At 71.4% G+C, this 24,458-nt stretch carries 23 protein-coding genes and 1 tRNA gene; 13 read left to right on the top strand and 11 right to left on the bottom strand.

Translation table 11 applies throughout. The annotated features are described in order from the left end of the window. Positions 1-55 precede the first annotated feature (55 nt). Genes ABT008_RS00615 through argS form a run of 3 tightly spaced genes read right to left on the bottom strand, consistent with a single transcriptional unit; the run spans position 56 to position 4,455 of the window. Positions 56-1,366: a homoserine dehydrogenase gene (locus ABT008_RS00615; RefSeq protein ID WP_350693145.1), complete on the bottom strand. Its 1,311-nt coding sequence runs from the start codon at positions 1,364-1,366 to the stop codon at positions 56-58. 8 nt (positions 1,367-1,374) lie between these two features. Continuing rightward, on the bottom strand, positions 1,375-2,787 hold the full coding sequence (gene lysA / locus ABT008_RS00620) for a diaminopimelate decarboxylase (RefSeq protein ID WP_350692461.1): 1,413 nt from the start codon (positions 2,785-2,787) through the stop codon (positions 1,375-1,377). Positions 2,788-2,790: 3 nt separating this feature from the next. Further along, positions 2,791-4,455, bottom strand: coding sequence for an arginine--tRNA ligase (argS, locus tag ABT008_RS00625; protein ID WP_350692462.1), 1,665 nt, complete (start codon positions 4,453-4,455; stop codon positions 2,791-2,793). 101 nt (positions 4,456-4,556) lie between these two features. Here argS and ABT008_RS00630 point away from each other — a divergent pair, with 101 nt between their 5' ends. The 7 genes from ABT008_RS00630 (at position 4,557) to ABT008_RS00660 (ending at position 11,314) form a co-directional block, all read left to right on the top strand. Further along, positions 4,557-5,360: a thioredoxin-like domain-containing protein gene (locus tag ABT008_RS00630; protein ID WP_350692464.1), complete on the top strand. Its 804-nt coding sequence runs from the start codon at positions 4,557-4,559 to the stop codon at positions 5,358-5,360. Between the two features lie 28 nt (positions 5,361-5,388). Beyond that, on the top strand, positions 5,389-6,018 hold the full coding sequence (locus ABT008_RS00635) for a DUF305 domain-containing protein (protein ID WP_350692465.1): 630 nt from the start codon (positions 5,389-5,391) through the stop codon (positions 6,016-6,018). A 214-nt stretch (positions 6,019-6,232) separates the two neighbouring features. Next, positions 6,233-6,925 carry a winged helix-turn-helix domain-containing protein gene (locus ABT008_RS00640; RefSeq protein WP_350692467.1) on the top strand — a complete coding sequence of 231 codons (693 nt, stop codon included), beginning with the start codon at positions 6,233-6,235 and terminating at the stop codon, positions 6,923-6,925. A gap of 221 nt (positions 6,926-7,146) precedes the next feature. Next, positions 7,147-7,218 (top strand) — tRNA-Arg (locus tag ABT008_RS00645). 109 nt (positions 7,219-7,327) lie between these two features. Next, positions 7,328-7,969: a LysE family translocator gene (locus ABT008_RS00650; protein ID WP_350692469.1), complete on the top strand. Its 642-nt coding sequence runs from the start codon at positions 7,328-7,330 to the stop codon at positions 7,967-7,969. A gap of 268 nt (positions 7,970-8,237) precedes the next feature. Next, positions 8,238-8,939, top strand: coding sequence for a hypothetical protein (locus tag ABT008_RS00655; protein ID WP_350692470.1), 702 nt, complete (start codon positions 8,238-8,240; stop codon positions 8,937-8,939). Between the two features lie 20 nt (positions 8,940-8,959). After that, positions 8,960-11,314, top strand: coding sequence for a metallophosphoesterase (locus tag ABT008_RS00660; protein WP_350692472.1), 2,355 nt, complete (start codon positions 8,960-8,962; stop codon positions 11,312-11,314). Between the two features lie 12 nt (positions 11,315-11,326). On the opposite strand, the gene ABT008_RS00665 is transcribed toward ABT008_RS00660, so the two are convergent. The 3 genes from ABT008_RS00665 to ABT008_RS00675 all read right to left on the bottom strand — a co-directional run bounded on the left by ABT008_RS00665 (position 11,327) and on the right by ABT008_RS00675 (position 13,479). Continuing rightward, on the bottom strand, positions 11,327-12,289 hold the full coding sequence (locus ABT008_RS00665) for a DNA polymerase domain-containing protein (protein ID WP_350692474.1): 963 nt from the start codon (positions 12,287-12,289) through the stop codon (positions 11,327-11,329). Between the two features lie 220 nt (positions 12,290-12,509). Then, positions 12,510-12,704, bottom strand: a complete 195-nt coding sequence (locus tag ABT008_RS00670) for a hypothetical protein (RefSeq protein ID WP_350692475.1) — start codon at positions 12,702-12,704, stop codon at positions 12,510-12,512. A 4-nt stretch (positions 12,705-12,708) separates the two neighbouring features. Further along, positions 12,709-13,479, bottom strand: coding sequence for an isocitrate lyase/PEP mutase family protein (locus ABT008_RS00675; RefSeq protein ID WP_350692476.1), 771 nt, complete (start codon positions 13,477-13,479; stop codon positions 12,709-12,711). A 125-nt stretch (positions 13,480-13,604) separates the two neighbouring features. On the opposite strand from ABT008_RS00675, the gene ABT008_RS00680 reads away from it, so the two are divergent. Beyond that, positions 13,605-14,153 (top strand): TetR/AcrR family transcriptional regulator, encoded by a 549-nt coding sequence (locus ABT008_RS00680; protein ID WP_350692478.1) that lies wholly within the window; start codon positions 13,605-13,607, stop codon positions 14,151-14,153. A gap of 36 nt (positions 14,154-14,189) precedes the next feature. Further along, the gene (locus tag ABT008_RS00685; protein ID WP_350692480.1) at positions 14,190-16,424 is read left to right on the top strand and encodes an MMPL family transporter; all 2,235 of its coding nucleotides are present in this window, start codon (positions 14,190-14,192) and stop codon (positions 16,422-16,424) included. A gap of 151 nt (positions 16,425-16,575) precedes the next feature. Here ABT008_RS00685 and ABT008_RS00690 read toward each other — a convergent pair whose 3' ends face one another. Further along, positions 16,576-17,832 (bottom strand): erythromycin esterase family protein, encoded by a 1,257-nt coding sequence (locus ABT008_RS00690; RefSeq protein ID WP_350692481.1) that lies wholly within the window; start codon positions 17,830-17,832, stop codon positions 16,576-16,578. Between the two features lie 74 nt (positions 17,833-17,906). Between ABT008_RS00690 and ABT008_RS00695 the strand changes: the two genes are divergently transcribed. Beyond that, a complete protein-coding gene (locus ABT008_RS00695; RefSeq protein ID WP_350692482.1) occupies positions 17,907-18,098 on the top strand; it encodes a DUF2795 domain-containing protein in 192 nt (63 codons plus the stop codon). Positions 18,099-18,105: 7 nt separating this feature from the next. On the opposite strand, the gene erm is transcribed toward ABT008_RS00695, so the two are convergent. Next, a complete protein-coding gene (gene erm / locus ABT008_RS00700; RefSeq protein WP_350692484.1) occupies positions 18,106-18,903 on the bottom strand; it encodes an ErmE/ErmH/ErmO/ErmR family 23S rRNA (adenine(2058)-N(6))-methyltransferase in 798 nt (265 codons plus the stop codon). Between the two features lie 345 nt (positions 18,904-19,248). Continuing rightward, entirely contained in the window at positions 19,249-20,151 is a 903-nt protein-coding gene (locus ABT008_RS00705; protein ID WP_350692486.1) for a Gfo/Idh/MocA family protein, read from the bottom strand. A 151-nt stretch (positions 20,152-20,302) separates the two neighbouring features. Between ABT008_RS00705 and ABT008_RS00710 the strand changes: the two genes are divergently transcribed. After that, a complete protein-coding gene (locus ABT008_RS00710; RefSeq protein ID WP_350692488.1) occupies positions 20,303-20,698 on the top strand; it encodes a hypothetical protein in 396 nt (131 codons plus the stop codon). Beyond that, the gene (locus ABT008_RS00715; protein WP_350692489.1) at positions 20,691-21,107 is read left to right on the top strand and encodes a hypothetical protein; all 417 of its coding nucleotides are present in this window, start codon (positions 20,691-20,693) and stop codon (positions 21,105-21,107) included. The genes ABT008_RS00710 and ABT008_RS00715 overlap by 8 nt, the downstream gene beginning before the upstream one ends. Positions 21,108-21,186: 79 nt before the next feature. Here the strand turns inward: ABT008_RS00715 and fabG are convergent, their stop codons facing one another. Together fabG and ABT008_RS00725 are read right to left on the bottom strand one after the other, a co-directional pair. Further along, positions 21,187-21,945 (bottom strand): 3-oxoacyl-ACP reductase FabG, encoded by a 759-nt coding sequence (fabG, locus tag ABT008_RS00720; RefSeq protein ID WP_350692490.1) that lies wholly within the window; start codon positions 21,943-21,945, stop codon positions 21,187-21,189. A gap of 136 nt (positions 21,946-22,081) precedes the next feature. Further along, positions 22,082-23,734, bottom strand: a complete 1,653-nt coding sequence (locus tag ABT008_RS00725) for an alpha-amylase family protein (protein WP_350692491.1) — start codon at positions 23,732-23,734, stop codon at positions 22,082-22,084. Between the two features lie 92 nt (positions 23,735-23,826). On the opposite strand from ABT008_RS00725, the gene ABT008_RS00730 reads away from it, so the two are divergent. Next, the gene (locus tag ABT008_RS00730; RefSeq protein WP_350692493.1) at positions 23,827-24,417 is read left to right on the top strand and encodes a DUF1349 domain-containing protein; all 591 of its coding nucleotides are present in this window, start codon (positions 23,827-23,829) and stop codon (positions 24,415-24,417) included. Positions 24,418-24,458: the final 41 nt, after the last annotated feature.

The raw sequence follows: 24,458 nt of genomic DNA on the forward strand, positions 1-24,458 counted from the left end.
CGTACCCGTCACCGGTCACCACCGGCCGGGAGCCGTCCGCATCCGGGCCGCCCGCTCACGAGCCCCCCTCGACCCGCAGCACGCTCGCCACCGAACGGACGATATCGAGCCCGCGCAGTTCGCCGACGGTCGCCGCGAGCGCCGCGTCCGGTGCCACATGGGTCACGATGACCAGGATCGCCTCGCCCGCTCCCCCGGCGCCACCACCGGCCGGCCCCTGCCGCACGGTGGCGATCGAGACGTCGTGGCGCGCGAACACCCCGGCCACCGCCTCCAGCACACCCGGACGGTCGGCCACGTCGAGACTGATGTGGTAGCGGGTGAGCGCCTCGCCCATCGGCCGCACCGGCAGGTCCGCGTAGGCGGACTCACTGGCCGCGCGGACCCCGGCCAGCCGGTTGCGGGCCACCGCGACCACGTCGCCGAGCACCGCGCTGGCGGTCGGCGACCCTCCCGCGCCCCGGCCGTAGAACATCAACTGCCCGGCCGCGTCGGCCTCGACGAAGACCGCGTTGAACGCGTCGCCGACCCCGGCCAGCGGGTGGCTCAGCGGGATCATCGCCGGGTGCACCCGGACGCTGACCGTCTCGCGTCCCTGCCCGTCGGCACCGCGCGCGGCGATGCAGAGCAGCTTGATCGTGCAGCCCATCGCCTTCGCGCTGGCCACGTCGGCGGCGGTCACCTCGGTGATGCCCTCCCGGTGCACGTCGTCGGCACCGACCCGGGTGTGGAACGCCAGCGAGGCGAGGATCGCCGCCTTGGCCGCCGCGTCGAAGCCCTCCACGTCGGCGGTCGGGTCGGCCTCCGCGTACCCCAGCTCGGTGGCCTCCTCCAGCGCCTCGGCGAAGCCCGCGCCGGTGGCGTGCATGGCGGAGAGGATGAAGTTGGTGGTGCCGTTGACGATGCCGGTGACCCGGGTGATCCGGTCGCCGTGCAGCGACTCGCGCAGCGGGCGCAGCAGCGGGATCGCCCCGGCCACCGAGGCCTCGTAGTAGAGGTCGGCGCCGCCCTCGGCCGCCGCGTCGTGCAGCGTGCCGCCGTCCTCGGCGAGCAGCGCCTTGTTGGCGGTGACCACGCTCTTGCCGGCCCGCAGCGCCTCCACCAGCCACCCGCGCGCCGGTTCGATGCCGCCGACCACCTCGACGACCACGTCCACGTCGTCGCGCTTGATCAGCCCGAGCGCGTCCGTGGTGAACAGGGCCGGATCGACCGGCAGGTCACCACGGTCACGCCCGAGCCGGCGTACCGCGATGCCGGCGATCTCCAGCGGAGCACCGATCCGGGCGGCGAGGTCGGCCGACTGCACGTGCAGCAGCCGCACCACCTCGGCACCGACGGTGCCGCAACCGAGCAGGGCCAGGCGCACAGGTTGATTCATCCCACATCCAAGGCGAGCAGGTCCTCTTCGGTCTCCCGTCGAACGATCAGCCGGGCCTGGCCGTCCCGCACCGCGACCACCGGGGGGCGCGGCACGTGGTTGTAGTTGCTGGCCATGCTGCGGCAGTAGGCACCGGTGCCGGGTACCGCGACAAGATCTCCGGGCTGCACGTCGGCGGGCAGGAATTCATCCTTCACCAGGATGTCCCCGGACTCACAATGCTTTCCCACCACGCGGGCGAGCATCGACCCGGCGGAGCTGGCCCGGGAGGCCAGCGTCGCCGAGTACGCGGCGTCGTAGAGCGCGGTCCGGATGTTGTCGCTCATCCCCCCGTCGACGCTGACGTAGGCCCGGTGCCCGTCGGCCGCGTCACCGCCGGCGCCGACCAGCACGGACTTCACGGTGCCCACCTCATAGAGGGTGAACACGGCCGGGCCGACGATCGCCCGACCCGGCTCGATCGAGATGCGCGGCACCGTCAGGCGCTCCGCCGCGCACTCCGCGTCCACGATCCGGCGCAGCCGCTTGGCCAACTCGTGCGGGGTCGAGGGGTCGTCCTGGGTGGTGTACGCGATGCCGAAGCCGCCGCCGAGGTCCAGCTCCGGCAGCTCCACCCCACGGGCGTCGCGGATCTGCGCCTGAAGCGAGAGCACCCGGCGGGCGGACACCTCGAAGCCGCTGGTGTCGAAGATCTGCGAGCCGATGTGCGAGTGCAGGCCGCGCAGCTCCAGCACGTCCTCGTCGAGGATCCGCAGCGCCGCCGCGCTCGCCGCGCCCCCGGCCAGCGAGAAGCCGAACTTCTGGTCCTCGTGTGCGGTGGCGATGAACTCGTGGGTGTGCGCCTCCACGCCGACGGTGACCCGGATCATCACCCGGGGCCGGATTCCCCGCTCCCGGGCCAGCGCGGTGAGCCGGTCGATCTCGGTGGACGAGTCGACGATGATCCGGCCCACCCCGGCGTCCAACGCCCGGGTCAGCTCGGCCACGGACTTGTTGTTGCCGTGGAAGCCGATCCGCGCGGGCTCCATCCCGGCGGCCAGCGCCACGGCCAGCTCACCACCGCTGCACACGTCGAGGAACAGCCCCTCCTCGGCGATCATCCGGACCACCGCGCGGCAGAGGAACGCCTTGCCCGCGTAGTAGACGTCCTCGTCCGGGAAGGCGGCCCGGAAGTCGCGGCAGCGCGACCGCAGGTCGTCCTCGTCCAGCACGTAGACCGGGGTGCCGAACCGCGCGGCCACGTCGCGGACGTCCAGCCCCGCGACGACCAGCGCGCCGCCGTCGCCGCGCCGGGTGTTGCGCGGCCACAGGCGCGGCACCAGGGCGTTGACATCGCCCGGGGTACGCAGCCACGCCGGGCCCCGGTTGCCGATGTCACCGTGCAGCGCACCGGCCTCGTGAGCGCGCATCGGTCACATCCTCTCGGGGGCCGAGACGCCGAGCAGGCGCAGGCCGTTGGCGATGACCACCCGGGTGGCGTCGTTCAGCCAGAGCCGGGCCCGGTGCAGGTCGGTGACCTCCTCGTCACCCCGGGGCAGGATCCGGCAGTTGTCGTAGAACCGGTGGTACGCCCCAGCCAGGTCCTCCAGGTAGCGGGCCACCCGGTGCGGTTCGCGCAGCTCGGCGGCGGCGGCCACCACGGCGGGGAACTCGGCGAGCGCCTTGAGCAGCTCGTTCTCCTTGTCGTGGTCGAGCAGCTCGGGCCGGAACGAGTCGGCGTCACCCCGGGGCAGCCCGACCTCGGCGGCGTTGCGCGCGACGTTCGCCGTCCGGGCCGCGACGTACTGCACGTAGTAGACCGGGTTGTCACGGGTGGCCCTGGTCCACAGCTCGATGTCGATGTCGATCGGCGAGTCGCTGGAGTAGCGGGCCAGCGCGTACCGGGAGGCGTCCACCCCGATCGCGTCGACCAGGTCCTCCAGGGTGACCACGGTGCCGGCCCGCTTGCTCATCCGCACCGGCGCGCCGTCGCGGACCAGGTTGACCATCTGGCCGATGAGGATCTCCAGGGTCTGCTCCGGCTCGTCGCCGAAGCAGGCGGCCATCGCCTTCATCCGGCCGATGTAGCCGTGGTGGTCCGCGCCCAGCATGATCACGACGCGGTCGAAGCCGCGCTCCCGCTTGTCCAGGTAGTAGGCGCAGTCCGCGGCGAAGTACGTCCACTCGCCGTTGGACTTGCGCAGCACCCGGTCCTTGTCGTCGCCGAAGTCGGTGGTGCGCAGCCAGGTCGCGCCGTCGGCGTCGAAGACGTGTCCCTGCTCCCGCAGCCGGGTGAGGGCGTGCTCCAGCTCACCCCGGTCGTGCAGGTCCTTCTCGTTGAAGTAGGTGTCGAACTCCACCCCGAAGTCGCGCAGCGAGGACTTGATCTCCTCGAACATCAGCGCGACGCCCTCCACCCGGAACACCTCCTGGGCGGCGGCCTCGTCCAGCGACACCACCTCCGGCCGCCGGCTGGTGACCTCGGCGGCGATCTCGGCGATGTACGCCCCGCCGTAGCCGTCCTCCGGGGCCGCCTCGCCCCGGGCGGCGGCGAGCAGCGAGCGGGCGAACCGGTCGATCTGCGAACCGGCGTCGTTGAAGTAGTACTCCGTACCGACCTCGGCGCCGGTGGCCCGCAGCAGGCGGCTCAGCGCGTCGCCGACCGCCGCCCACCGCACGCCGCCGATGTGCACCGGTCCGGTCGGGTTGGCCGAGACGAACTCAAGGTTGATCTTCAGACCGGCGAGCCGGTCACCACGGCCGTACTCCTCGCCCGCCTCGACGATGGTCCGGGCGAGCTGGCCGGCGGCGGCGGCGTCGAGCCGGATGTTGAGGAAGCCCGGGCCGGCGATCTCCACCGACTTGATCCCCGCCGTGCTGCCCAGCTCCGTGGCGAGCGCGGTGGCCAGCTCACGGGGCGGTACGCCCACCTTCTTGCTGAGCTGGAGCGCCAGCGTGGCGGCGTAGTCGCCGTGCTCGGGATTGCGGGGACGCTCGACCGTCGTGTGCTCCGGCAGCGCGGAGCGGTCCAGCCCTCGGTCGGCGAAGACGGCGTGAGCGGCGGCCAGGACGGCTTCGGCGAGTTCAGCGGGAGTCACCGAACCATGTTATCGGGGGTAGACTCGGTCCCCGCGGCGGCGACCCGGCATCGGGGGCTGGGCCGCTGAACTCCTCTGACCGACCGACCTGACGAGGCACGATGAGCATCAGCACCCCGGGCGGCCCGCAGCGCCGCCCGACCGTGGTCAGCACCGGCAAGAAGCCGGCGGCAGGTCGGCCGGCCGCCGGCGCCAAGCCGACCAGCGACAAGAAGCCGGCGACCCCCCGCTCCGGCGGTGGCAAGGGTCCCCGCAAGCCGGTCACCCCGGTCAAGGTCAGCCAGGGCCGCTCGTGGGGGCCGATCGCCCTCTTCGTCGCCGTGGGCGTGCTCGCCACCTCGATCATCGGCTTCGGCGCCTGGGCGACCTTCAAGGGCAGCCAGTCGTGGCAGGACAAGGCCGCGGCGATCGACGGCATCGTCAACTTCCGGGAGAGCGACCCGGAGAGCATCTCCAACCAGGAGCACCGGGCCGGCAAGATCGAGTACCCGCACAGCCCGCCGGTCGGCGGCCCGCACAACAACACCTGGCAGCGCTGCCTCGGTGACGTCTACGCGGCGCCGATCGCCAACGAGCACGCACTGCACAGCCTGGAGCACGGCGCGGTCTGGCTCACCTACCGCCCCGACCTGCCCGAGGCGGACGTGGAGAAGCTGGCCGACATCGTCCGCGGCAACGACTTCATGCTCATGAGCCCCTACGAGGGCCTCGACAAGCCCGTCTCGATCCAGGCGTGGGGCTACCAGCTCAAGGTCGACGACGCCGGCGACTCGCGGCTCAAGGAGTTCGCCACCGTGCTGGCGCAGAACGCCTCGATGGAGCCGGGTGTGCCGTGCTCCTCCGGCAACTACACCACCGGCACCGGCACCGAGCCCCGCGAGATGCAGCCCTCGCAGGGCGGCTGACATGCCGACCGCCGTGCAGGACCCACCGGTGACCGAGCAGACGGGCGGGGCAGCACCCCGCCCGGCCTCCCGGACGCTGCGCTACCTGACGCTGGCCCTGACGGCGCTGATGCTGCTCGCCGTCGGCTGGACGGCCGCGACGCTGGCCGCCGGGCGTACACCGGGTGAGGAGTCGGCCGAGGCCGGCTTCGCCCGGGACATGTCCCGGCACCACGCGCAGGCGGTGGAGATGGCCATGGTGGCGTACGCCAAGGGGCAGGATCCGGCGATCCGGCAGATGGGGTACGACATGGCGCTGACCCAGCAGGCGCAGATCGGTCACATGCAGCGCTGGTTGCAGGAGTGGGACCTGCTGCCCACCGGCACCCGACCGGCGATGGAGTGGATGCCGGACGGCGTACGGGCGGACGCGGACGGGCTGATGCCCGGCATGGCCACCCGGGAGCAGATCGCCCAGCTCCACGAGGCCCAGGGCGCCGAGGTCGACCGCCTCTTCATGGATCTGATCATCAAGCACCATCTCGGCGGGATCCACATGGTCGACGGGCTGCTCAAGACGTCCGACCGGCCCGAGGTGGTCCGGATGGCCGAGGCCATGAAGCTGGCGCAGCAGAAGGAGATCAACGAGCTCCGGAAGCTCCAGCAGGCCACCGGCTAAGACCAGGGCGGTCCGCGACCGCCGCGACATCGTGTTCCACCCCGAGGGGCCCGCCGGGTATCACCGGTCGGGCCCCTCGCCCGTGCACGGGCCACCCCGCACCACCCTTTTGTCCGATACGCACCTTTAGCGCCTTCTGAACCAATTACTGAGCTTGACAACCTTTCTCCCCACATATCGTGACCAGTTGGGATTCGGGCTCGTTGCGCAGGACGTGGGGGTTGCACTCAGAGACGCACGGCGTTCGGTCACCAGCTGGTGCCGACGCCACACCATCGGCGGTGACGGGGCGGTGGCAGCCGTCCGTCGCGGACAGCGGCAGAGCGAGTCGGGAGCGCTCAGCCGCGAGCAGGAGCTGGAACTGATCGACACACTCCGGGGCGTCCACCCCGACGAGTTCGGTCTGGACGAGGAACTGTGGACTCGCCAGAGTCTGCACACCCTGATCGAGCAGCACTTCGGGCTCACCCTCGACGCCGGGGTCGTCGGGGCGTACCTGCGAGCCTGGGGGTTGGGCCCGCGCGAGCCGCGCGAGCGCGCCTGCGGGCTCTGCGTCGGCGCGGTCGAGCGGTGGGTACGCAGCGAGTACCCGGCCATCACCCGAGCCGCCCAGGAGCACCTCGCCGAGGTCTACTGGCTCGGCCGGGTACGGCTCGTCGGCACGATGCCGGCAGCCGACGTGATCTCGGCGGTCTCCTCGCGCGGGCGGGTGCGGTTCATGGTCACCACCCCGTCGGTGGACCCGGCACTTCCCCGGGACTTCGTGCTCCGCCTCAGCGGCACCGAGCAGCGCACCGTGCACCTGATCGTGGACGGCTCCTGGGCCCGCAACGAGTGGCCCCGCCGCCTCCCCCGCCGCATCGTGCCGCACCCCCTCCCCAGCTGCGGCCGAACCCAAGCCACCTAACCCACCCCCACCCACCCCCACCCACCCCACCCCTACCCGCCCCCCACCCCGCCCGCACTCTCTCTCGCTGCGTTGATCAAGAGGTTTTGGCCTTCGGAAGCGCCCGTCGAGCACCAAAACCTCTTGATCAACGGGACGACGCGGGGGTGGGGGTAAGGGTGGGGCCGGGGTGCCGGTTCGGCGATCGGGGGGTGGGTTTGCTAGTCTTCACCAGTCGCTGAGCCCCCGTAGCTCAGGGGATAGAGCACCGCCCTCCGGAGGCGGGGGCGCAGGTTCGAATCCTGCCGGGGGCACACTTGCCAGGAAAGCTGCTACAAAGACGAGAAGGCCGTTGACCAGGGAACCCGGTCGGCGGCCTCATTCGTTTGTCCGGCTGCGGCCGGTCGGACTAGTATCCGTCGGATGATCATCGAGCCTCATCAGGTTGCCGCGCTGTTCGTCGTCGCGCTGGCGGTGATCGCCGTTCCGGGGCCGAGCGTCCTCTTTGTGGTCAGCCGTGGTGTCTCCCTCGGAAGGCGAGCTGCTCTGGTCACTGTCGCGGGCAATGAGGCTGGGCTCATTGTCCAAGTCACTGCCGTCGCGGTCGGTCTCGGCGCTCTGGTGGAAGGCTCGATCCTTGTCTACAACGTCATCAAGCTCATTGGGGCTGCGTATCTCGTCTACCTGGGGGTCCAAGCTTTCCGGCATCGTGCGGCGCTCGGTACGGCGATGGAGGGCACGATGGCAGGTAAGAGCATGCGGCGGATCTTCACCGAAGGCGTGGTAGTCGGAGTCAGTAACCCCAAGGGCTTTCTCCTGTTCGCGGCGATCCTCCCGCAGTTCGTCAATCACACCGCCGGCCGTGTCTGGCTTCAGATGTTCTTGCTGGGGCTCGTCTGCGTGGTGATCGCGCTGATTTCCGACAGCGTCTGGGCGCTGTTTGCCGGTACCGCACGGCTGTGGCTGGGAAAGTCACGGCGCCGTCTCGAGGCCATCGGTGCAGCAGCTGGTCTCGTCATGATCGGTCTAGGGGTGCGTCTGGCGCTGACCGGACGAGCCGACTGAGGCTCCGAGGTAACGGAATCCTGCCGGGATCCGTGAGATTCGGGTCGGGCAGGCGGTAAGGATTCAAGCGTCTACGTCCTCGACGTCGAGCGGTTCCGGAACGCGCCCGAGACCTGCGGATCCGTCGGCATGGCGGTGGCGCCGGACACGGACTGACCAGCGGCAGACCGGCCGTTCCGACCCCCGATCGGCGGTCAGTACGCAGGTGCGCGCCGACACTATGCTGTGAGCACCTCGCCACTCTGCGGAAGGGCTGCCGGTGCCCCGGGTGAACGTACGATGGTCGCGGATCTCGGCCACCGAGAAGGCGTCCTACGGCGGTGCGGCGATCGCGGCCTCGGCCACGGTGGTGGTGGCGGTCGTGCAGGGTGTGGTGCCGCTGCTCGGGCAGGGTGGCACGGTCGCGGTCGCGCTGGTGTCGTTCCTCGCCGGGGTGGCCGTCACCGGGGCGACGGTCGCGGTGATCGCCACGGTACGCCGCCGGTCCCTGGCCGGTGACGGGCCGGAGTTCGACGTGTTCGTCTCGACGCCGATGGCCTCGCTACCCGAGTCGGAGTACCCGGTCCACCGTCAGCAGATCATGACGCTGGTCCGGGAGATCGAGCAGCGCTCCGGGCTGAGTTGCTACTACGCGGGTCGGGATCGTCCCGAGATCGTCGACTTCCCCGCCGTCGACCTCGGTTTCCGGGACGAGTTACGGGCGCTGGCGCGCAGTCGGCACTTCCTGCTGGTGCTGCCGCTGTCGAATCCGTCGAGCGCACTGGTCGAGGCCGGGGTGGCGATCGCCCTGGGGAAACCGTCCATCTATTTCAGACACACGTCTGCTGTGCTGCCGTTCCTCCTCCGTGGAGCGGCCAACTCCAATCATCCGGACATACCCCGGATCCGGGTCTACGAATACGCTGACTTCAGCGAGTTGGCGACCCTGGTCCGGGTCAACGGCAAGGGCCTTTTCGAGAGCCACACCTGACCAGCACGATCGGAACGTCGATGTCGAACATCTCGGGTGCCAAGAAGCTCTTCGTCATCATGCCGTTCGGGCTGAAACGGCTGCCCTCCGGCCTGATGCACGACTTCGACCGGTTCTATCACGGGATCCTGCGTCCGGTGGCCCAGGACGCCGGCTGGTCGGTGTTCCGCGCCGACGAGATCACCGAGCCCGGCACCATCGTCAACCAGGCGTTCCGGCACCTCCAGGCCGCCGACGTGGTGGTCGCCGACATCAGTTCACCCAACGGCAGCGTCTACTACGAGTTGGGCGTCCGGCAGGCGATCTCGCCCGGCAAGACGATTCTCGTCGCGGTGCACGGCACCGAGTTGCCGTTCGACCTGAAGAGCCAGCGGGTGCTGTTCTACAGTCCACAGTTCGACCAGGATCCGCGGTTCCGGTTCGCCTATCGCGAGGCGCTCATCTCGGACAGCCCGCACGTGCACAATCCGGTCCGGGACGCGTTGAGTGACCTGGGGCTGAACTTCCATCCGCGTACCGACCGGGTCGCCTTCGAGCAGGAACTGCACCACAAGATCGAGCGGAGCCGGAACATCGAGCAGTTGCTCGCCGTCTGGCACTGGGCGCGGCAGTCGGGTGACCTGCCGACCGGGGCGCTGCTGTCGCTGAGCTACCGGCTGGCCGCCGAGAGCGACTACGCCAGCGCGGTGCAGGTGCTCGACGCCGCCTTCCCGGAGGCCGACGGCGACTGGGAGGTACACCGGCAGCGCGGCTTCTACCTGCGCAAGCTGACCCGGCTCGACGCGGCCGAGGTGGCACTGAACCGGGCGTACGAGCTGAACCCGTCGGACCCGGAGACGCTCGGCATGCTCGGCGGCGCCCTCAAACGCCAGGGCCGGTACGCCGAGGCGCTGCGCCTCTACCAGCAGGGTGCCACCCTCTCCCCCACCTCGTTGTACCTGGCGGTGGCCTGCGCCGGCATGATGGCCATCGCCGATCCGGGCAGCCCCGAGCCGGCGCTCGCGCGGTATCGGCAGGTGCTCGACGAGATCGACTCCCGCCCCGGTCAGGAGACCGACTCCTGGGCGAACCTGGTCCGCGCCGAGGCGCACTTCGTGCTGGGCGACGTGGAGGCGGCTCGCCGCTTCGGGCGGGCGGCGGTCCGGTACGGCGCCGAACGGCTCCACCTGGAGTCGACCGCCGATCAGATCCTGATGCTGCACGCCAACGGCCTGCCGCTGCGCGACGCGGACGGTTTCGCGCGCTGGCTGGTCGAGGGGGCCAAGGATCCGGCGTCGACGACCGTGGACGAGCGGGGCGCGCCGACGGGCGACCCGGACTTCCCCCGCCGGATGATCTTCCACATCTCCGACGTCCACTTTGGGTCGATCACCGAGGGCGGCAGTCGCATCGACGTGCACCGGTTCGCCGACACCGAGAACTCCGACCGGCTCAGCGTCGAGCTGACCCGGGAGTTCCACGCCGCCCTCAAACGATCCGGCTGCGCCGCCTCGGACGCCGTCCTGGTGGTCTCCGGCGACTCCACCTACACCGGTCGGCAGGACGAGTTCGACCTGGTCCGGCAGTTCCTCACCGAGTTGTGCGAGAACACCGGGATGGACCGCAGTCAGGTGGTGCTGGTCCCCGGCAACCACGACATCGACTGGCTCCAGACCAAGTCGAACCGGGCCAACCGCTTCGACAACTACCTCACCTTCGCGCACCAGTTCTATGGCGAGGAGCTGTTCCACGAGGTCTATCCGCGCATCGAGTGGGACCTGCGGACCTCGGGCACCCGGCCGGAGGCGAGGGAGATCGTCTATCGGCGTACCGACCGGACGATGACCATCGTCGGGTTGAACTCCTGCATCTTCGAGGACGACCAGAACCACTACGGCTACATCGGCAAACGTCAGCTCGACATCGTCAAGGAACTGCTGGAGCAGGAGCCACCGGAGAACGTACGGGTCGCGGTGATGCACCACCACCTGCACCCCTTCCCCGAACCGCTGGAGCCGCGACGGGGTGACGCGGTCGTGCTCGACCTGTCCACCGTCCGCGACGCCGGGTTGGTCGAGCAGCGCCTGGAACGGCTCGGCTTCTCGCTGCTGCTGCACGGGCACAAGCACAAGCCGCAGTTGCGCGAGACGCTGGTGCGGATCCCACAGAACGACTCCAGCGTCACGCCCCGCCCGCTGATCGTCTCCGGCTGCGGCAGCACCGGGGTCAGCCAGCACGAACTGGAGCACAACCAGCCGAACCACTTCGCCGTCCTGGAACTGGCCCAACCGGTACGGATGCCGGGCGCCGACTTCCTGGTCATCGAGTGGCGCGAGCTGGCCGTGGCACCGGGCGCCGAATGGGTCACCAAGCAGCGCTGGACCATCAAGGGCTGACGGGACCGGTCCTCAGCCGCCCTCGGCGCGCCGGGCGCGGGCCCGGCGGCGACCCTCGTGCATGGCCTGCACCCGGGGGATCGGGATGGTCCGGCCCTCCTCGACCAGGTCGGCCGGGAGTCGCTGCGGCGGCGGCATCTCCTCGACCCACGGGTCCCGGTCCGCCAGCAGGCCGGGCACCGTCCGGATGGTGAAGTCGGCCGGGGCCACCGACTCCAGGTCGGCCCAGGGCACCGGGAAGGAGACCGGCACACCCGGTCGCAGCCGGGGGCTGTAAACGGACGCGACGGTGGCCCCGCCGGACCGGGTCGGGTCCACGAAGACCTTGCCCGCCCGGTCCTCCCGGATGAACGCGGTGGTGGCCAGCGCCGGGTCGAGCCGTTCCGCGCGGGCCGCGAGGGCCCGGGTGGCGGCGGCCAGTTCCTCGGCGTCCGGACCGGCCGCGATCGGCACGAAGACGTGCACTCCCTTGGCCCCGCTGGTCTTCACCGCGCCGGCCAGCCCGGCGTCGGCGAGGGCCTGTCGGACCAGCAGCGCGGCGGCCACCCCGGCACCGAAGCCGCCGTCGGACGGCGGATCGAGGTCGAGCACCAGGTGGGTGGGACGGCTCAGGTCGTCGACCACCGCCAGCGTCGTGTGGTACTCCACCGCGCGCTGGTTGGCGAACCAGAGCAGGGTACGGCGGTCGTCGCAGAGCGCGTACGCGATCTCCCGGTGGGACGCCTCGGCCCAGACCGGCACGCGGCGTACCCATTCGGGGGTGTAGCGGGGCAGGTTCTTCTGCATGAACGGCGGCTGGCCGGGGCGTACCCGGACCACCGACAACGGTCGGCCGCGCAGGTGCGGGACGAGCCGATCGGCGACCGCGTCCAGGTAGTCGACCAGGTCCCGCTTGATCGCACCGGACCCGTCGAAGAGCGCCTGATCGAGGTTGGTCAGCGCCACGCCGTCCCGGGTCTCGTCCGCCCGACTCATCCGCTCACCATCCCGCCGCCGCGACACGCGGTCAACCGGAACGCGCCGATGGCGTCCACGCCGTCAGCTCGACAGGGCGCGGCTGCAGCGTGGGCGGAGTCGCGCCGATCCGTCCCCGCTCTCAGCTCGACAGGGCGCGGCTGGAGCGTGGCGGAGCCGCGCCGATCCGTCCACGCCGTCAGCTCGACAGGCGCACTGGGGCGTGGACGGTCGGCTCGACTCACTCGCCGTGACGCGGCACCCGGCTCCGCCACCGGCAGGTGACGCTCGGCACTGCCGCCTCCGCACGGCAGTCGACCCGGCGCACCCGCTCGGCCCGGCGCAACCCCTCGGCCCAGCTCATCCGCTCAGCCCAACTCACCCGCTCAGCCCAACTCACCCGCTCGGCCCAGCGCACCCGGGAAGCCCAGCTCATCGGCTCAGCCCAGCCGTTCGCCGGCGGCGATCGCGGCGAGCAGGCGGGCGGTGTGCGCACGGGTCGCCGCGTACACGCCGGAGCCGTAGCTGACCCGGGCGACGCCGAGCGTGGCGAGGTCGGCGAGCGTCGGGGCCGCCGGGCGGGCCAGGACGTTCACCGGGCCGGACACCTCTGCCACGAAGGTACGCAGGTCGGCGGCGTCGGCGAGCACGATCGGATAGACGCAGTCCGCACCGGCCGCCACGTAGCGGCGGGCCCGGCGGATGGCTTCGGCGAGTCGCCGTTCCGGGTCGCCGACCTGCTGGAGGAAGACGTCCACCCGGGCGTTGAGCACCACCGGTACGCCGGCCGCGTCGGCCGCCGCCCGGACCTCGGCCAGCAGGTCGGCCTGCTTCTCGGTGTCCACCATCGCGCCGCCGCCGGGTTCGGAGTCCTCCAGGTTGAGCCCGACCGCTCCGGCGTCGAGCAGGCGCTCGACCAGCTCTGCCGGAGGCAGGCCGTACCCCCGCTCCAGGTCGGCGGTGACCGGCACGGTGACCGCACGGGCGATCCTGGCCACCGCCGCGAACATCTCGGCCGGTGGGGTGCGCTCGCCGTCGGCATAGCCGAGCGACTCCGCGACGGCGGCGCTGCCGGTGGCGACGGCGGGGAAGCCGGCGTCGGCCACGGCCCGGGCCGAGCCGGCGTCCCAGGTGTTGGGCAGGACGAGTGGGTCACCGGGGCGGTGCAGCGCGCGCAGCGCATTCGCCCGATCGATCACAGTAAAGGTCATACCGCGATTCTGGGCATCGGACGGACGGGGCCCGAGAGCCAATCGAACCCGGGTGGTTGTGGCGAAGACCACTGATCTGACCGATCGGTCAGCCTCTGACCGATCGGTCAGGCATGCTGGCTGCCATGGCACGCCCGACCCAGCAGACCCACGACGAGATCCTGGCCGCCGCCACCCGGCGGTTCGCCGCCACCGGCTACCGGGGCACCTCGTTGCAGGACATCGCGCGTGAGGTCGGCTGCTCCAAGGCGGCGGTGCTCTATCACTTCGCCAACAAGGAGGCGATCCTCACCGAGCTGATGGCGCCCGCGATCGAGGTGTTGCAGGCGCTGGACGACCGGATCGCGGCGCAGGACGACCCGGCCCGCGCCCAGCAGGTCGCCACCGAGGGCTTCGTCGACCTGGCGGTCCGGTTCCGTGGCGAGATCGCCCTGCTCCGCGGCGAGTTCCCGGAACTGCTGCAACAACCCGACTTCGCGCACATCCACGAGATCTCCGAGCGGCTCATCGCCGCCCTGGCCGGACGCTCGTCCCGGGACTCTGCCCGGATCTGCGCACTGGTGCTGCTCGCCGGCATCGCCGAGACCTGCGGACAGTTCGCCGAGGTGTCCGACGAGGACCTGCGCGCCGCCCTGCTCGCCCTGCTGCGACGGGCGTTGGAGCCCGTTCACTGACCCGTTCCACATTCACTGACCGAGGGAAAGGACCTCATGGCGACCCTGCTCTACCGGCTTGGCCGGGGTTCGATGCGCCGACGGCGGCTCGTGGCCGCGATCTGGCTCGTCGTACTCGTCGGGCTCGGCCTGGCCGCAGCGACCCTGCGCGGCCCGACGGCCAGCAACTTCACCATGCCCGGGACCGAGTCGCAGCGCGCTCTCGACCTGCTCGCCGAGCAGTTCCCGGCGGCGTCCGGCGCGACCGGCACGATCGCCGTCAAGGCGCCCGCCGAGGGACAACTCGGCACACCCGAAGGCCAGGCGGTGGTCCAGTCGATCACCCAGGAGGCCACGGCGGTCCCCGGCGTACTCGCCGCCGTCGACCCGTTCCAGGTCGGCGCCGTGTCACCGGACGGTCGGTATGCCCTGATCCAGGTGCAGTTCGGCGGTGGCTCCGACGCGATCACCGAAGAGCAGCGGGAGGCGTACGAGGAAATCGGCACCCAGGCCGAAGCCCAGGGCTGGCAGGTCGCCCCCGGCGGTGAGGTGCTCAACGCCGAGCCCGAGGTGGGCTCGACCGAGGCGATCGGTGTCGCGGTCGCCCTGATCGTCCTGGTGATCACCTTCGGTTCGCTGGTGGCGGCCGGGATGACCATGCTCAACGCGCTGATCGGTGTCGGCGTCGGCATGGCCGGCCTGTTCGCGCTCAGCAGCGTGGTCGAGCTGACCAGCACCGCGCCGATCCTCGCGCTGATGCTCGGCCTCGCCGTGGGCATCGACTACTCGCTCTTCATCACCTCCCGCTACCGGCAGAACCTGCTCGAAGGGCTGCCTGCGGACGAGGCGATCGGTCGAGCGGTGGGCACCGCCGGATCGGCGGTGGTCTTCGCCGGAGCCACCGTGGTCATCGCCCTCGCCGGGCTGTCGGTGGTGAACATCCCGTTCCTGACCGTGATGGGTCTGGCCGCAGCCGGCACGGTGACCGTGGCGGTGCTGGTGGCGATCACCCTGCAACCGGCCCTGCTCGGCTTCGCCGGCCGCCGGGTGTTGCCCCGCAAGCTGCGTACGGCCGCACCGCAGGCCGCCGACGGCGACCAGGGCAAGCCGGAGACGGCCGAGAGCGGCGTCGGCCCCGACGCGGCCACCATCACCGGCGAGGACCGGTCGACGTTCGGGTTCCGCTGGGCGGCGTTCCTCACCCGCTTCCGGATCCCGGTGATCCTGGCCGGAGTGATCGGTCTCGGCCTGCTCGCGCTGCCCGCCCCGGACATGCGTCTGGCCCTGCCCGACGCCGGCACCGCGCCGGCCGGCTCGGCTCCCCGGGTCGCCAACGACCTGATCACCGAGGGCTTCGGGCCGGGCTTCACCGGCCGACTCGCGGTGGTCGTGGCCGGCGACGACGCGCAGGCCACCGCCGCCGCCGTGCCGCAGGTGGCCAACCTGGTGCAGAACACCGAGAACGTGCTGGCGGTGGCCCCGCCGCAGCTCAGCCCGGACGGCCGGACCGCGCTGCTCGGCGTGATCCCGCAGACCGGCCCGACCGACCCGGCCACCGAGACGATGGTGCACGACATCCGTACGGCGGTCGACGGCGTCCAGGGCGCCGACGTGCTGCTGACCGGCGTGACCGCCATCGGCATCGACATCTCGGAGAAGCTCTCCGACGCGATGCCGGTCTACCTGGGCCTGGTGGTCGGCCTGTCGATCCTGCTGCTGATGCTGGTGTTCCGGTCGGTGCTGGTGCCGATCAAGGCGGCGCTGGGCTTCCTGCTCACCGTGGCGGCCACCTTCGGTCTTACGGTCGCGGTGTTCCAGCAGGGGCACCTGGCGGACCTGTTCGGCCTGGACACCCCGGGCCCGCTGATCAGCTTCCTGCCGATCCTGCTGATCGGCATCCTGTTCGGCCTGGCCATGGACTACGAGGTCTTCCTGGTCTCCCGGATGCGGGAGGACTTCGTCCACGGCGACACCGCCCAGCAGGCCACCATCAACGGGATGGGGCACGGTGCCCGGGTGGTCACCGCCGCCGCGCTCATCATGACCTCGGTCTTCGGCGGCTTCGTCTTCCTCGACGACCCGGTCATCAAGTCGATGGGCTTCGCGCTGGCGGTCGGTGTCGCCATCGACGCCTTCGTGGTCCGGATGACCATCGTCCCGGCGGTGATGTCGCTGCTCGGCAAGGCGGCCTGGTGGCTGCCGCGCTGGCTGGACCGGTTCCTGCCCAACGTCGACATCGAGGGCGAGAAGCTACGCGCCAAGCTCGACGACAAGGTGCACGCCGGCACCTGACGGGTTGTGTAAGGAAGGGTCCCCTGCTAACGCCTCGTGCATAGCAGGGGACCCCTCCTAACATCAGCACCCCGCCCACACCGAACGCACGCACCGCACCGCAAGCGCGCGCACCGCACCGCACCGCACCGCAGCGCACCGCAGCGCGCGTTCAGACGCCTGCTGGATAGGTTTCCATCTCGCCCGGTGTGGTCAGCGCGGGCAGCGGGTGCAGGGCGGTGGTCTCGTCGCACCACACGAAGGCGTCGTACCGCTCCCCGAGCCGGGTCGGCACGTAGTTGCCCCACGACTCGAACGACGGGTCGTAGACCACGCCGACCGCCCGGTGGTCGAGTGTGTCGGTGACCCAGCCCGGCTGGTCCGGGCCGCCGAAGACCAGCACCGCCCGGTCCGGCATCAGCTCGTGCAGCCGGTGCTCCACCGAACCGGGGCGGGCCGGCGGCACCACCATCGCCTCGGCCGGAGAGCCCCAGCGCGGTGCTGCCGTCACCGTGCCGCGATAGCTGCCGAAGCCGATCAGGGCCACCCCGTCCGGCCCGTAGCGGTCCCGGGCGAGCTGGCCGATGTTGAGCATCCCGTCGGCGGCCATGTCGGTGGCCCGCGCGTCACCGACGTGCGTGTTGTGCGCCCAGACCACGCCCCGGGCGCCCGGCCCGTAACGGTCCAGCAACCGGTCCAGGGTGTCGGCCATGTGGCCGTCGCGGATGTTCCACGATCCCGGCCCACCGGCCACCATCTCCCGGTAGTACCGCTCCGCGCCGGCCACCACCTCCGCGTTCTGCCAGGCCGAGAAGGCGCCCGGTCCGGCCGTGGCGGCGTGTTCGCGGGTACGCGCCAGCAGCCGTACCACCTCCTCCTCGCAGCGGGCGGAGACGAAACGGCTGGCCAGGCCGTACTCCTCGACCTGCTTGCCGTACGGCTCGAAGCACCGGTACGCGTCCTGGGCGGCCTCCAGCGACGCCGGGTCCTCCTCGCCGAGGTAGTCGAAGATCGCCTGCATCGACTCCCAGAGGCTGTACACGTCCAGACCGTGGAACCCGGCCCGGGATGCCTCGGGTCGTTCCAGGTTCCACGCTCGCAGCCAGCGGCAGAACCGGGCCACCTCGGCGTTGGACCACATCCAGGTCGGCCAGCGCTCGAAACGCTCCAGCGCGGTCTGCGGCTCCATCGCACCACCCGCCGCAGCGGTCACCGAACGGTTCACCCGGTCGCAGTCCGGCCAGTCACCCTCCACCGCGACGAAACTGAACCCGCACTCGGCGATCAACCGCCGGGTGAGCTGTTCCCGGATGCGGTAGTAGTCGTGGGTACCGTGCGTCGCCTCGCCGATCATCACCACCCGGACGTCCCGGACTCGCTCCAGCAACGGGTCGAGGTCGCTCGGCGCGCCGAGCCGCTGTACCAGCATGCCTGCGGCTACCCGGCACCCCCGGGAGCAAACCGGGGGTGTGCCGGGCACCTCGGGCGGGTAGATCGGACACCATGACCGACAGCGGTGCCTTCCTGCCGGACCAGATCGCGGGGCTGGACTTTCCGGTCTCCCGCGAGGACCTGATCCGCTGGTGCCAGGAGAACGGCGCCAGCACCGAGCAGTTGGAGGCGGTCCGGGCGCTGCCGGTGGAGCACTTCGGTTCCCCGGCCGAGCTCGGTGAGGCGCTGCGCGCGGCGACCTGAGCCGAGGTCAGCGCGCGTGCAGGAGCCGGTGCAGGGCCAACCACTGCTCCGGCCAGACGTGCCCGACCGGGGTGTCCGGCGCGAGCCGCCCGGCGCGCAGCGCCGCGGCCAGGCGGGCCCGCGGGTACTGCCGGGCCAGCGAGGCCGCGACCGAGCCGCCGGCACCGCCGAAGCCCAGCTCCACCATCCGCCGGTACGCGGGCAGCGTCTGCGGGGCCAGCAACGGACGCGCCCGACGGTCCACCCGCAGGATCCCCGCGTCGACCCGGGGCACCGGACGGAACGCGGTACGCGGCACCCGTCCGGCCAGCCGCCACTCGAACTCCGGCCAGGTCAGCACCGTCAGTCGGGTCCACCTGCCGTAGTCACCGGCGCGACGACGGGCGTACTCCCACTGGGTCATCAGGGTCGCCGAGCGCAGCGTCGGCGCGGCCAGGCACCAGCGCACCACGGCCGCCGTCAGCGACCACGGGATGTTGCCGACCACGGCGAACTCCTCCCGAGGCGGTGTCACGGTGAGGAAGTCGACCTGGCGGTGCGTGACGGTGGGCAGCGCGGCGCAGACCCGGGCCAGTTCCGCGCCCGCGTCCGGATCCACCTCGTACGCCACGACGCGCCCACACCGCGCGGCCAGTGGCCGGGTCAGTTGTCCCCGTCCGGCGCCCACCTCGAACACCAGGCCGTCGGGATCGGGGCGGGCGGCGTCCACCATCCGCCGGAGGGCGGCCGGATCGGCCAGGAAGTTCTGGGACAGTACGCGACGGGACCGGTCACGTGCGGTGGTACGGGTACGGCGGGGCGCCACGATGTCGTCCTGTCTGTCGCCGTCGGGGCGACGGGTACGGACAGGCAGCCGTCAGCGGGGCCTGTCCGAGTGGTCGGGACTCGGACGGCCCTGGGCATGGCGCGAGGGGACACCGCACGGTGCGGCGGTGCCGAAGGACGTACGCGGAGACGTCAGTCGCGGGTCGCGCCGGCCAGGGCCGGACGCGGGGCCCGCAGCCGGGCCGACGCCAGGCACCAGCACGCGGCCGGCATGCCGGCCGCGATCATCGAGGCATAGGTGACCACGTCGGCGACCCTAACCACCGCGCCCTGACCCGGCCATCGAATTACCGGCACGTGCGCGTCCGGCCTGGCCGGACGCGGGTCAGGCGGGTAGGTCCACGGTGGCGGAGCGGGTCCGGGCGGTCTCGGCGGCGGCCAGTACGGCGACGACCTCGCGGCCGAAGCGGACGTCGCAGCGATGGTCCCGGCTGCCGCCGTCCACTTCGGCCAGCAGTTGGTCGATCGCCACGCCGAAGGCGGTCGCCGAGGAACCGTCCGGGTTCGGCAGCCGCTCGACGCCGTTCTCGCCATAGAGGGTGAACTCCGCCGCGACCGCCTCTGGTGGGGCGTCCAGCGTCAGCGACACCGTGCTGGTAGCCCCGCCGTCGTGCGTGAGCAGCAGGTGCACCAGGTCACCGGGGCCGTCCACGGCCGTCACCCGGTGCACCCGGCCCAGCACCGGCAGCAGGACGGACAGCGCGTGCGGGCCGATGTCCCAGAGCGCGCCGCGCTCGCGCCGCCAGGGCGACTGGGCGTACGGGCTGCTGGGCTGGAAGATCGACGCGAACCGGACCACGCTTGCGGTGTGCCAGCCACCGGCCGCCGCGACGGCCGTGATGAAACCGGCGACCTCCGGCTGGTACCGGCCGGTGAAGAAGACCACCGAGGCCACGCCGGAGGCGGTGGCGGCCTCGACCACCCGGTCGGCGTCGGCGACGGTCAACGCCAGCGGCTTGTCCAGCAGCAGGTGACGGCCGGCGGTGGCGGCCCGGGCAGCGATGTCGGCCTGCACGTCCGGGGGCAGCGCCACGGCCACCGCCTCGCACGCCTCGATCAGCGCCTCGACCTCGGTGAAGGCCGGTACGCCGTACCGGGTGGCCAGCGCGGCGGCGCGATCCGGGTTGCGTCCCCAGACGCCGACCAGTTCCGCCCTCGGGTGCGCGTCCAGCGCCGCCGCGTGCGTCTGTGCCGCCCAGTGGCCGGTGCCGAACAACCCGAACCGCATAACCGGTACCTCCGCCGTCTCGCCTGGCTGCTGCTGACCCGCAGCGGGGTCCACGCTAGTCCCCCGGCGGGTCCGGCCCGCCGCCCCGCCGTCTGTACTACGGGGATTAGTAGAGTGGGCCGGTGATCGGAACGAGCACCGGACGGACCCGGTGACCGCCGCGCCCGCCGCCGGGTCCCCGGTCGACGGCGTCCCGGCGACCGTCGCCATCGTGCTGTCGCTGCTGGTCGCCGTGTGGGCGCTGGTGGCCACGCTGCGCCACCGGGCGCCGGACCGGGTACAGATGATCGGCCTGGCCGTGCTGGAGCTGGCGTTGCTCGGGCTGGCGGTGCTGGCCGGGGTGGCCCTCGCCGGTGGCGAGCAGCCCGGCGAGCCGGGGGCGTTCTTCGGCTACCTGGTGACGCTGGTCTGCCTGCCGCCGCTTGCTGCGGTGCTGGCCCGGATGGAGCCGACCCGCTGGGGTTCGGCGATCGTCTGCGCGGTCTGCCTGGTGACGCCGGTGGTCGTGGTACGGCTCCAGCAGACCTGGGAGGTGCTCGGTGGCTGAGGCGCGGACCGCCGGGACGACCCGGACCAATGCCGGCCCCGGCCGCCTGCTGATCGCGGTGTACCTGCTCTTCGCGATCGCCGCCACCAGCCGCGCCGGCCTCCAGATCATCACCCGGTTCGACGAGGCGCCGCTGGCGTACCTGCTCTCGGCGCTGGCCGCCCTGGTCTACATCGTGGCGGCGGTGGGGCTGGCCCGAGCCGGGCACGCGGGCCGCAGCGTTGCCCTGGCCTGCTGCCTCGTCGAGCTGGTCGGTGTGGTCGGGGTGGGCGCGTTCAGCCTGGCCCGCCCCGACCTGTTCCCAGACGAGACGGTCTGGTCCGGCTTCGGCAGCGGGTACGGCTACATCCCGCTGGTGCTGCCCGTCCTCGGCCTGGCCTGGCTCTGGTTCACCCGCCCCCGGGTGTAAGGAAGGGCCCCCTACTAACGCCTCGTGTATAGGAAGGGTCCCCTGCTAACACCCACCACCCACCACCAACAGGAACGGGTCAGTCGCGCGGACCACCGGCGACGTAGATCACCTGCCCGGAGACGAAGGACGCCCCCTCGCTGGCCAGGAACGAGATGGTGTGCGCCACGTCCTCGGGCCGCCCGACCCGGCGTACCGGGATCTCCCCCTCGGCGTGCTTCTGCATCGCCTCGAAGTCGATCTTCATCCGGGCGGCGGTCGCGGCGGTCATGTCGGTGACGATGAAGCCCGGCGCCACCGCGTTGACGGTCACCCCGAACGGCCCCAGCTCGATGGCGAGGGTCTTGGTGAACCCCTGCATCCCGGCCTTCGCCGCCGCGTAGTTGGCCTGCCCCCGGTTACCGAGCGCGGACGTGCTGGAGAGGTTGACGATCCGACCCCACTTGGCCTCGACCATGTGCTTCTGCGCCGCCTGGCTGACCAGGAAGGCACCCCGCAGGTGTACGCCCATGACCGTGTCCCAGTCGGCGTCGGTCATCTTGAACAGCAGGTTGTCCCGCAGCACCCCGGCGTTGTTGACCAGCACGGTCGGCGCGCCCAGCTCGGTGGCGACCCGCTCGACGGCGGCCTCCACCTGCGCCCGGTCCGACACGTCCGCGCCGACGCCGAGCGCCCGGCCACCGGCCGACGTGATCGCCTCCACCGTCTCGGCGGTCGCCGACTCCTCGATGTCGACCACCGCGACGGCCAGCCCGTCGGCGGCCAACCGCCTGGCGGTGGCCGCGCCGATCCCGCGCGCCGCCCCGGTCACGATCGCGACCCGCTGCCCCTCCGACATGCCTACCTCCCGGTAACCTCGCTCGACGGCAGGAGCCTAACCCACCTCCCGCCCGCCTCAGTCCCGCCGGAGTCCCGCCGGAGTCCCGCCGGAGTCCCCGACCGGCCTGCGACGGCCGGGGACTTCGGCGCAGAAGCTAGAAGGACCAGGATCGACAGAGCCGGATCCACCGGTACCCGTGGCCGGCGATCTTGAGCTTGTCCAACTTGCCCACGTCGTCGTAGTTGCGGTCGGCGAGCACGTCGATCGGCAGCTCCGCCTCCGACTCCAGCATGCTCAGGTCGACCTCGGCGTCGTCGGTGCCCAGGTTGTGCAGGAAGACCATCGTGCCGGTCGGCCCGTCGGCCCGGTGCGCCAACACCCCCGGAGGCATCGGTACGTCGATGTGGGTGGTCGAGCCGAAGCCGATCTCCGGGGCCTCGCGCAGCGTACGGATCATCCGCTCGAACCAGCCGAGCAACGAGTTGCGGTCCCGTCGTTGCAGGGTGACGTTGACCTTCTCGTACCCGAACTCACCCTTGTCGATGACCGGGCGCACCAGCTTCTCCGACTCCGCCCGGGAGAAGCCGGCATTGGGCTCGTAGGACCATTGCATGGGGGTACGGATCGCCTCCCGTCCCGGCAGCGACAGGTCCTCCCCCATGCCGATCTCCTCGCCGTAGCGCAGCACCGGCGTGCCGCGCAGCGAGAACTGGAGCGAGTACGCCAACTCGATGCGCCGCCGGTCGTTGCCCAGCATCGGCGCCAGCCGACGACGGATGCCCCGGTCGTAGAGCCGCATGTTCTCGTCCGGGCCGAACTGCGCGTACACCTGGTTGCGTTGTTCGGCGGTCAGCCGGGACAGGTCGATCTCGTCGTGGTTGCGCAGGAAGGTGGCCCACTGGCCGCCCTCCGGCAGGGCCGGGGTGTCCCGCAGCGCCTCGATCACCGGCTCCGGGTCCTGCCGGGCCAGGGCCAGCATCAGCCGCCCGTTCAGCATGAAGTCGAAGAGCATGTGCACCCGGTTGGCCGAACCGCCGCTGTCGCCGAAGAACGCGGGCAGTTGGTCCGGCTCGACGTTCGCCTCGGCGAGCAGCACCGCGTCGCCCCGACGCCACTGCACGTGCTGGCGCAGCTCGGTGAGGAACTCGAAGTCCAGCTCTGGGTTCGGGTCGCCGGGCTCGGTGCGCTCGATGATGAACGGCACCGCGTCCATCCGGAACCCGGCCACCCCGAGCTGGAGCCAGAACGACATGATCTTCTTGATCTCGGCGCGTACCTGGGGATTCCTGGTGTTGAGGTCCGGCTGGAACTTGTAGAAGCGGTGGTAGTACCAGGACTTCGCGGTCCGGTCGTAGGTCCAGGTCTCGTGCTGCTCGCCGGGGAAGACCATGCCCTGGTGCCGGTCCGAGGGCTCCTCGTCGGACCAGATGTACCAGTCGCGGTACGGCGAGTCCGGCGACGACCGGGCGGAGACGAACCACGGGTGCTGGTCCGAGGTGTGGTTCACCACCAGGTCGATGATCACGCGGATGCCTCGGTTGCCGGCCTGGTGCAGCAGCTCGGCGAAGTCGCCGAGGGTGCCGAAGCGGGGGTCGACGTTGTAGAAGTCGGTCACGTCGTACCCGTCGTCACCGTTGGGCGACGGGTGGATGGGGTGCAGCCAGAGGCAGGTCACGCCCAGCCGGGCCAGGTAGTCCAGCCGGCCGATCAGACCCCGGATGTCACCGACCCCGTCGGCGTCGGAGTCCGCGTACGTGTCGATGTCGAGGCAGTACACGACCGCCTCCGAGTACCACCTGTCAGACATGCCCGGGAACCTTCTCCGTACCGCCCGCCCGGCAAACCCGCCCACGTCGCGGCGCGGCCCCGCCGGGGGCGACTGCTCGGTACCGTGCCGTCATGCGGAACATCGAGTGGTCCAGCGGGACCTGGCACGGGCAGCCGGCACGGACGGCCGTGGAGCCGGCCGGCGTCCTGAGCGTCGAACCGGGGGCGAGCAGCGACCTGTGGCGGCACACCAGCTACGGGTTCGTGCACGACGACGCTCCGGCCCTGCTCACGCCCTTCCCGGTGGGCAGCGCGATGGAGGTGGACTTCCCGCTCGACTACACCGAACAGTTCGACCAGGCCGGCGTACTCGTGTGGGTGGACGACCGCACCTGGGTCAAAGCCGGAGTGGAGGTCAGCGACGGCCACCCGCAGGTCGGCGCGGTGGTCACCCGGGACTTCTCCGACTGGTCGGTCGCCCCGGTGCCCGAGTGGGCCGGCCACGAGGTGACGGTACGCGTCAGCCGCACCGGCGACGCGCTGACCGTACGCGCCCGGGTGGCCGGCGAGCAGTGGCGGCTGGTCCGGCTCGCACCGCTCGCGCCCGACGCCGACGCCTCCGCCGGACCGTACTGCTGCTCCCCCAGCCGGGGCGGGCTGACCGTCCGGTTCACCGACTGGCGACTCGGCCCGGCCGACGCCGCCCTGCACCCCGAGGAGTAACAGCGGCCCCGGGCGGGTAGGAGCCTTCCTTTACGGAACCT

The sequence above is a fragment of the Micromonospora sp. NPDC002389 genome (assembly GCF_040296095.1).
Lineage (GTDB): Bacteria > Actinomycetota > Actinomycetes > Mycobacteriales > Micromonosporaceae > Micromonospora.